General features: G+C 67.5%; 8 protein-coding genes. 4 read left to right on the top strand and 4 right to left on the bottom strand.

What is annotated here, in order from left to right:
* The 4 genes from otnK to G3N93_RS28325 all read right to left on the bottom strand — a co-directional run.
* Positions 1 to 959 (bottom strand): 3-oxo-tetronate kinase (gene otnK / locus G3N93_RS28340; RefSeq protein WP_277396581.1); only part of this gene is annotated, 959 nt, incomplete at its 3' end.
* Positions 960 to 978: 19 nt separating this feature from the next.
* On the bottom strand, positions 979 to 2,037 hold the full coding sequence (gene ltnD / locus G3N93_RS28335) for an L-threonate dehydrogenase (RefSeq protein WP_277396580.1): 1,059 nt from the start codon (positions 2,035 to 2,037) through the stop codon (positions 979 to 981).
* Positions 1,940 to 2,644, bottom strand: a complete 705-nt coding sequence (locus tag G3N93_RS28330) for a FadR/GntR family transcriptional regulator (protein ID WP_206124374.1) — start codon at positions 2,642 to 2,644, stop codon at positions 1,940 to 1,942. Before G3N93_RS28330 ends, ltnD begins: the two co-directional genes overlap by 98 nt.
* Before the next feature lie 188 nt (positions 2,645 to 2,832).
* On the bottom strand, positions 2,833 to 3,900 hold the full coding sequence (locus tag G3N93_RS28325; RefSeq protein ID WP_206134446.1) for a GlxA family transcriptional regulator: 1,068 nt from the start codon (positions 3,898 to 3,900) through the stop codon (positions 2,833 to 2,835).
* Between the two features lie 300 nt (positions 3,901 to 4,200).
* Here G3N93_RS28325 and G3N93_RS28320 point away from each other — a divergent pair, with 300 nt between their 5' ends.
* The 4 genes from G3N93_RS28320 to G3N93_RS28305 form a co-directional block, all read left to right on the top strand.
* Positions 4,201 to 5,586 (top strand): L-serine ammonia-lyase, encoded by a 1,386-nt coding sequence (locus G3N93_RS28320; RefSeq protein ID WP_043180619.1) that lies wholly within the window; start codon positions 4,201 to 4,203, stop codon positions 5,584 to 5,586.
* Between the two features lie 16 nt (positions 5,587 to 5,602).
* Positions 5,603 to 6,847: a sarcosine oxidase subunit beta family protein gene (locus tag G3N93_RS28315; RefSeq protein ID WP_006480591.1), complete on the top strand. Its 1,245-nt coding sequence runs from the start codon at positions 5,603 to 5,605 to the stop codon at positions 6,845 to 6,847.
* A 31-nt stretch (positions 6,848 to 6,878) separates the two neighbouring features.
* Positions 6,879 to 7,178 carry a sarcosine oxidase subunit delta gene (locus G3N93_RS28310; protein ID WP_011354096.1) on the top strand — a complete coding sequence of 100 codons (300 nt, stop codon included), beginning with the start codon at positions 6,879 to 6,881 and terminating at the stop codon, positions 7,176 to 7,178.
* On the top strand, positions 7,175 to 8,627 hold a 1,453-nt coding region (locus G3N93_RS28305; RefSeq protein ID WP_206134445.1), incomplete at its 3' end, for a 2Fe-2S iron-sulfur cluster-binding protein. The genes G3N93_RS28310 and G3N93_RS28305, both read left to right, overlap by 4 nt.

Below are 8,627 nucleotides of genomic sequence, written 5' to 3'. Positions count from 1 at the left end.
CGCCGGTCCATCCAGATCAGGCACGGATGGAGCGGCCGCATGTCGATGTCCACCGGAATGCCCGAGCCGCCGTACAGGCTGCCTACGCACACCGCGCGGATCGCATCGGCCGGCACGCCCTGCGCGCCCGCATCGCTCCCGCAGCCCGCGCTGCCGGCGAGCACGGCCGACAGGCCGTCGATACGCGGCAGCGACGCCGCGTTGTCGCGCTCGGGCAGTTGCTCCGCGCGGCGGAAATTCGCGGGCAGGCCGAGCGCGATGCCCGAGCCGCCGGTGACGAGCGGCAGGCCCGCGCACGCTTCGCCGAGTACGTAGAGGTCGCGATCCGACAGTGCGTCGGCGATCGCGAAGCACGCGCCTTCCGCGCGCAGTTGTTCGATCCGCGTGCGCACGGCGGCCGCGCCCAGCGCGATCGTGTCGTAGCGGATCAGGCCGACCGGCGACTTCGTCTGCCGCTGCAGCACGCGCACGAGGTTCGCGTCCTGCATCGGCGTGAGCGGATGATTCTCCATCCCCGATTCGTTCAGCAGCACGTCGCCGACGAACAGGTGGCCGCGATAGATCGTGCGGCCGTTCTCGGGGAACGCCGGGCACGCGATCGTGAAGCCGCCGCCGGCCGCATCGAGCAGCGCATCGGCGACGGGCCCGATGTTGCCCGCGTCGGTCGAATCGAACGTCGAGCAGTACTTGAAGAAGAACTGCCGGCAGCCCTGCGCGCGCAGCCATTCGTAGGCGGCGAGCGATTGCGCGACGGCGTCGGCGGCGGGGATCGTGCGCGACTTCAGTGCGACGACGATCGCGTCGGCGTCGAGCGTGGTGTCAGCGGCGCCGTCGGCGGGCACGCCGATCGTCTGCACGGTGCGCATGCCGCTCTTGACGAGCATGTTCGCGAGATCGGTCGCGCCGGTGAAATCGTCGGCGATGCAGCCGAGCAGGGGACGGGAAGCGGAAGCGGTCATGGCAGAAGCGTCGTTCGAATCAGCGGGCGGGCGGCAGCGTGATGCCGGGGAAAGTCTTGATCACGGCGGAATCGTCCTCGCCGCCGTGGCCGGCGCTCGACGCGCTCATGAACATCTGGTGCGCGGTGGCCGACAGCGGCAGCGGGAACTTGCTGCGGCGCGCGGTATCGAGCACGAGGCCGAGATCCTTCACGAAGATGTCGACGGCCGACAGCGGCGTGTAGTCGCCGTTCAGGATGTGCGGCACGCGGTTCTCGAACATCCACGAATTGCCGGCGCTGTGCGTGATCACGTCGTACAGCGCATCGGCATCGACGCCTTCGCGCAGGCCGAGCGCCATCGCCTCGGCCGCTGCCGCGATGTGCACGCCGGCCAGCAGCTGGTTGATGATCTTCACTTTCGAGCCGATGCCGTGCGCATCGCCGAGGCGATAGACCTTGCCGGCGATCGCCGCGAGCACGTCCTCGCAGCCCGCATACGCGGCAGCCGGGCCCGACGTCATCATCGTCATCTCGCCGGACGCCGCGCGCGCGGCGCCGCCGGATACCGGCGCATCGAGCATCTGCAGGCCGGCTGCCTCGATGCGTGCACCGAGCGCGACCGCGAATTCGGGCGCGACGGTCGCGCTTGCGATCACGACGCCGCCGGGCTTCATCGCCGCGACCGCGCCGTGCTCGCCGAACAGCACCGTTTCGGTCTGCGCGGCATTGACGACGAGCGTGACGACGACGTCGCACTGCGCACCGAGTTCGGCCGGCGTCGCGCAGGCGATGCCGCCTTCGGCGGCGAACGCCTGCAGCACGGTGTCGCGCACGTCGCAGGCGTGCACGCGCAGGCCGGCGCGTAGCAGCGAGCGGGCGACGCCGAGGCCCATCGCACCGAGGCCGATGACTCCAACATTTCGTGACATGGTCAACCTTGATCGATTCGGGAGAGGTTCGTGACAGCGGCGGCGCCTGCGGAGGCTGCGGCCGCGGGCTTCAGCAAATGCCGGCTTCCGCGAGACGGCGGGCGGCGTTGTACATGTGCGTGCGTGCCGCGTTGCGTGCGGCCATCGGGTCGCGCGCGCGGATCGCATCGGCGATCGCTGCGTGCTCCTCGCGTACCTGGCGCGAGAAGTCCTCGCGCGTCGCTTCGTTGCGCCGTGTGACCTTCACGCCGGCTTCGAGGTACTGGTTCAGGAACTGCAGCGTCTTCAGGAAATACGGGTTGCCGGTGACGGCCGCGATCGTGCGGTGAAACGCGACGTCTTCCGCGACGCCGTCGCGCCCTTCGGCCACCGCATCGTCGATCTTGCGCAGCGCCTCGTCGATGTCGGCCATGTCGTCATCGGTGTGATTCAACGCCGCTTCGGCCGCGACCTCGGCCTCGATCGCGCGGCGCACCGCGAGCAGGTGCGGCAGCGAGGTGGCCTCGACTGCCTCCGCGTAGTCGATCCGCAGCGGCCGGATCGCGCCGTGCTGGTTCACGTACACACCGCTGCCCTGGCGCGGCTCGACCACGCCCTCGTTCTTCAGCCGCGAGATCGCCTCGCGAATCACGGTGCGGCTCACGCCGAATTCCTGCGCGAGCACGGCCTCCGTCGGCAGCTTGCCGGTGGCGGAGAAACTGCCGACTTCGATCTGCTTGAGCAGTTGCTGCGCGACATGGTCGCTCATCGCACGGGCGGGAATTTTCTCGAACATGGTGCTCTGGTTTGTCAGGTTATGTGGTCATCATACAAATTTGAATGTGTGACAGCATCCGGGATAACCCTCGGTTAACGGAGAGCAACGTCGGTTAAATTGATTGGAACCGGTTCCAATTGAGCCGAAACCGATGCGTTCGAGTGTCGTTTCGCGATCGGTTGGAAGGGGGGCGGGGTCCGTCGCCGTCAGTCGGCGATGTCCTCGACGGGGTCTGCCGCGATTGCGGCGCCGGCTTCCGCCGCTTCCCCGCCGCGTTCCCGATAAGTCGCCGGCGGCACGCCGAACTGCTTGCGGAACTCGCGCCCGAGGTGCGACGCATCGGCGAACCCGCAGCTCGACGCGATATCGGCCACCGTGCGGTCCGAGCTCGTCAGCAGCCACGCGGCCGTGCGCAGCCGCACCTGCTTCGCAAACGCCTGCGGGCTCTTGCCCGTTTCCGCCTTGAACAGCCGCTCGAGCTGCCGCGTCGACAAATCGAGCTTGCTCGCGAGCTCGTCGAGCGACAGTGCACGCCCGACATGCTGTTCCATCAGAAGGATCGCGCGCTTGACCTTCGGGTGCGTCGCCGGCTCGAGGCCCGGCGGATGCGGTTGCGGCGCATTGCCTTTCTGCATCTCGCCGACCAGCAGGATGCGCAGCGCCTTCTGCACGGTCGCGTGATCGAAATGGCGCAGCAGGATCGCGGCGGCGACGTCGATCGACGCGCGGCCGCCCGAACAGGTGATGCGGCGCCGGTCGATCACGAACAGCCGGTCGGCGATCAGCAGGTCGGGGTCGGCGGCCGGAAAGCGCTCGATGAAATCCCAGTAGTGGAACCAGCTCACGCAGGTGCGGTAGCCGTCGAGCACGCCGGCACGCATCAGCGTGAACACGCCGGTGCAGATGCCGACGACCGTCGCGCCGCCTGTCGCCGAGCGGCGGATGAAGTCGAGCGTCTCGGGGCCCGCCTGCGGCCCCGAATGCAGCAGCCCGCCCACCACCACCACATAGTCGAACGGCTCGGCGCCGTCGAAGGTTTCCCAAGGCGTGATCTGGATCCCGCAGCTCGCGCGCACCGGCGCGAGGGTCTCGCCGATCACGCTCCACGCGCAGCGCACGGGTTTGCTGTAGTCGCCGTCGTCCGCCGACAGCCGCAGCATGTCGACGAAGCCCGAGAAGGCCGTCAGCGTGAAGTTCGGCAGCAGCACGATGCCGAAGCGGATACGCCGCGGCGCGGGTTCTGCGAGGGGGGAAGCGGGTACGTCGGTTGTCATCGCGGCCAATCTCTTCACGCCGGGCGGGCGGTCTCACTCAGTCTGTTGATACGGGTGATGCGGGTACGGCAGTCGGGCGGGGCCAGGTGGCGCTGATGTAGCCAGCGTCGCTGATCGGTTCCGGCCCGACTTGTGGTTTTCCGTCGCCAACCATCGCCAAAACGCACTTTCGGGGCTGCCGAAGTGGCGCTTGGCGGCGTTATCCCACGCCGATGCCGTTTTTGTTCTATCGGCCGATTTTACGCTTTGATGTACTGGCGCCAACGTCATTTCACGTGTGTCTCACCCAGAGGAAGCCAGATGAACGTCAGCGTCTTCGACCTGTTCAAGATCGGCATCGGCCCGTCCAGTTCGCATACGGTCGGCCCGATGATCGCCGCGTGCCGCTTCGCGTCGCACGTGGAGGACGCGAACCTGCTCGGTTTCGTGCGCCGCGTGCGGGTCGAACTATACGGCTCGCTCGGCGCGACCGGCAAGGGCCACGGCACCGACAAGGCCGTGCTGCTCGGTCTCGAGGGCCACCTGCCCGACACGATCGATCCGGACCTGATCGAGCCGCGGCTCGCCGCGATCCGCGCGGAGAAATCGCTGTCGCTGCTCGGCAAGCAGACTGTCCGCTTCGAGGAAAAGGAGCACATCGGCTTCTACCGCAAGCTGATGAGCGGCACGAGCATCGTGCACCCGAACGGCATGCGCTTCCAGGCCTTCGACGAGCACGGCCAACTGCTCGTCGAGAAAGAGTATTACTCGGTCGGCGGCGGCTTCGTCGTGAACCGCGACGGCGATCGCGTGAACGGCGTGCGCGCGGCGGTCGAGGTGCCGTATCCGTTCCGCACCGGCGACGACCTGATGCGCCAGTGCCGCGAACACGGGCTGTCGATCGCCGAGCTGATGATGCGCAACGAATGCGCGCTGCGCCCCGCCGACGAAGTGCGCGCCGGGCTGCTCGCGATCTGGCGCACGATGGCCGCGTGCGTCGAGCGCGGCTGCAAGGTCGAGGGCGACCTGCCGGGTCCGATGCGCGTGAAGCGCCGCGCGGCCGAGCTGAACGCCCGCCTGCGCGAGCGCTCGGAAGAGTCGCTGCGCGACCCGCTGTCGATGCTCGACTGGGTCAACCTGTATGCGATGGCCGTCAACGAAGAGAACGCGGCCGGCGGCCGGGTCGTCACCGCGCCGACCAATGGCGCGGCCGGCGTGATTCCCGCGGTGCTGCACTACTACGTGAAGTTCGTGCCGGGCTCGAACGAAGCCGGCATCGTCGAATTCCTGATGACGGCCGCGGCGATCGGGATCATCTACAAGGAAACCGCGTCGATCTCCGGCGCGGAAGTCGGTTGCCAGGGCGAAGTGGGCGTCGCTTGCTCGATGGCCGCCGCCGCGCTCGCCGCGGTGATGGGCGGCACGCCCGACCAGGTCGAGAACGCGGCCGAGATCGGCATGGAGCACAACCTCGGGATGACCTGCGACCCGGTCGGCGGGCTCGTGCAGATCCCGTGCATCGAGCGCAACGCGATGGGTGCGATCAAGGCGCTGAACGCGTCGCGCATGGCGCTCAAGGGCAATGGCCAGCACTACGTGTCGCTCGATTCGGTCATCAAGACGATGCGCGAGACGGGCGCCGACATGAAGACGAAGTACAAGGAAACGTCGCGCGGCGGTCTGGCCGTGAACGTCATCGAATGCTAAACGAAGGATCACTCACATGAGCCGCTACTCGATATTCAGCCTGTTCCGCAACGGCCTCTCGTATCACGAGAACTGGGAAAAGCAGTGGAAGAGCCCGGAACCGAAGAAGGAATACGACGTCGTGATCGTCGGCGGCGGCGGCCACGGCCTCGCGACCGCGTACTACCTCGCGAAAGAGCACGGGATCACGAACGTCGCGATCCTCGAGAAGGGCTGGATCGGCGGCGGTAACACCGCGCGCAACACGACGATCGTGCGCTCGAACTATCTGTGGGACGAATCGGCCGCGCTGTACGAGAAGGCGATGAAGCTGTGGGAAGGGCTGTCGCAGGACCTGAACTACAACGTGATGTTCAGCCAGCGCGGCGTGATGAACCTGGCCCACACGCTGCAGGACGTGCGTGATACCGAGCGCCGCGTGAACGCGAACCGGCTGAACGGCGTCGACGCCGAATTCCTGACGCCCGCGCAGATCAAGGAAATCGAGCCGACCATCAACCTGAACAGCCGCTACCCGGTGCTCGGCGCATCGATCCAGCGCCGCGCAGGTGTGGCGCGTCACGACGCGGTGGCCTGGGGCTTCGCGCGCGGCGCGGACCGCGCGGGCGTCGACATCATCCAGAACTGCCAGGTGACGGGCATTCGTCGCGAAGGCGGTGCAGTCGTCGGCGTCGACACGGTGAAGGGCTTCATCAAGGCGAAGAAGGTTGCAGTGGTCGCGGCCGGCAACACGACGACGCTCGCCGACATGGCCGGCGTGCGCCTGCCGATCGAAAGCCACCCGCTGCAGGCGCTGGTGTCCGAGCCGATCAAGCCGGTCGTCAACTCGGTGATCATGTCGAACGCGGTGCACGCGTACATCAGCCAGTCCGACAAGGGCGACCTCGTGATCGGCGCAGGCATCGACCAGTACACGGGCTTCGGCCAGCGCGGCAGCTTCCACATCATCGAAAGCACGCTGCAGGCGATCGTCGAGATGTTCCCGGTGTTCTCGCGGGTGCGGATGAACCGCCAGTGGGGCGGCATCGTCGACGTGTCGCCGGACGCGTGCCCGATCATCACCAAGACCGACGTGAAGGGCCTCTATTTCAACTGCGGCTGGGGCACCGGCGGCTTCAAGGCGACGCCCGGCTCGGGCTGGGTGTTCGCGCACACGATCGCCCGCGACGAACCGCATCCGCTGAACGCGCCGTTCGCGCTCGACCGCTTCTACACGGGCCACCTGATCGACGAGCACGGCGCTGCCGCCGTCGCGCACTGACCGCTGCCGCACAGACACAGGAGAAAGAAACATGTTGCTGATCGAATGTCCGTGGTGCGGGCCGCGCGCCGAATCCGAGTTCTCGTGCGGCGGTGAAGCCGACATCGTGCGCCCCGTGAACAACGAGAACATGACCGACCGCGAATGGGGCGAATACGTGTTCATGCGCGAGAACAAGCGCGGGCTGCACAAGGAGCAATGGCTGCACGCGCAGGGTTGCCGCCGCTGGTTCAAGGCCACGCGCGACACGGTGACCTACGATATCAAGGGCTACGAAAAGTTCGGTGGCGAAGCTGCCGGCAACGCACACGAAGAGGGCACGAGCAAATGAGCCAGAAAGACCGCCTCGGCACCGGTGGCCGCATCAATCGCGCGATTCCGTTGACCTTCACGTTCAACGGCCGCACGTATCAAGGCTTCCAGGGCGACACGCTCGCGTCCGCGCTGCTCGCGAACGGCGTGCACTTCGTCGCGCGCAGCTTCAAGTACCACCGTCCGCGCGGGATCGTGACGGCCGACGTCGCGGAACCGAACGCTGTCGTGCAGCTCGAATCGGGCCCGTACACGGTGCCGAACGCACGTGCGACCGAGATCGAGCTGTACCAGGGGCTCGTCGCGTCCAGCGTGAACGCGGAGCCGACGCTCGAGAACGACAAGTACGCGATCAACCAGAAGCTGTCGCGCTTCCTGCCGGCCGGCTTCTACTACAAGACGTTCATGTGGCCGCGCAACATGTGGCCGAAGTACGAAGAGAAGATCCGCGAAGCAGCCGGCCTCGGCAAGGCGCCGGAAGCGCTCGACGCCGATCGCTACGACAAGTGCTACGCGCATTGCGACGTGCTCGTGGTCGGCGGTGGCCCGTCGGGCCTCGCGGCTGCACATGCGGCGGCCACGGCCGGCGCGCGCGTGATCCTCGTCGACGACCAGCGCGAACTCGGCGGCAGCCTGCTGTCGTGCCGCGCCGAGATCGACGCGAAGCCCGCGCTGCAGTGGGTCGAGAAGATCGAGGCCGAGCTGCGCAAGCTGCCCGACGTGACGATCCTGTCGCGCAGCACCGCGTTCGGCTACCAGGACCACAACCTCGTGACGGTCACGCAGCGTTTGACCGATCACCTGCCGGTGTCGATGCGCAAGGGTACGCGCGAACTGCTGTGGAAGGTCCGCGCGAAACGCGTGATCCTCGCGACCGGCGCGCACGAGCGGCCGATCGTGTTCGGCAACAACGACCTGCCGGGCGTGATGCTCGCCGGCGCGGTGTCCACCTACGTGCATCGCTTCGGCGTGCTGCCGGGCCGCAACGCAGTCGTGTTCACGAACAACGATCGCGCCTACCAGACCGCGCTCGACCTGAAGGCGTGCGGTGCGAAGGTGACGGTCGTCGATTCGCGCGCATCGTCGAACGGCGCGCTGCCGGCCGCCGCGAAGCGGCAGGGCGTGACGGTGATGAGCGGTGCGGTCGTGACGGGGGCAGCGGGCAAGTGGCGCGTATCGTCGGTCGACGTCGCGTCGCTCTCGAACGGCCAGGTGGGCGGCAAGCTGCAGACGCTGTCGTGCGACCTCGTCGCGATGTCGGGTGGCTTCAGCCCCGTGCTGCACCTGTTCGCGCAGTCGGGCGGCAAGGCCTGCTGGAACGACGAGAAGGCGTGCTTCCTGCCGGGTAAGCCCGTGCAGGCGGAAGCGAGCATTGGTGCCGCGGCCGGCGAATTCGGCCTGGCGCGCGCGCTGCGGCTCGCGGTGGACGCGGGCGTGGAAGCCGCGAAGGCGGCGGGCTTCACGGCTA

The organism is Burkholderia sp. Se-20378 (assembly GCF_017104665.1).
GTDB classification, from domain to species: Bacteria; Pseudomonadota; Gammaproteobacteria; order Burkholderiales; family Burkholderiaceae; genus Burkholderia; species Burkholderia lata.
Note: the sequence above shows the minus strand (reverse complement) of the source record. Positions and strands in the feature narration are given on the sequence as shown.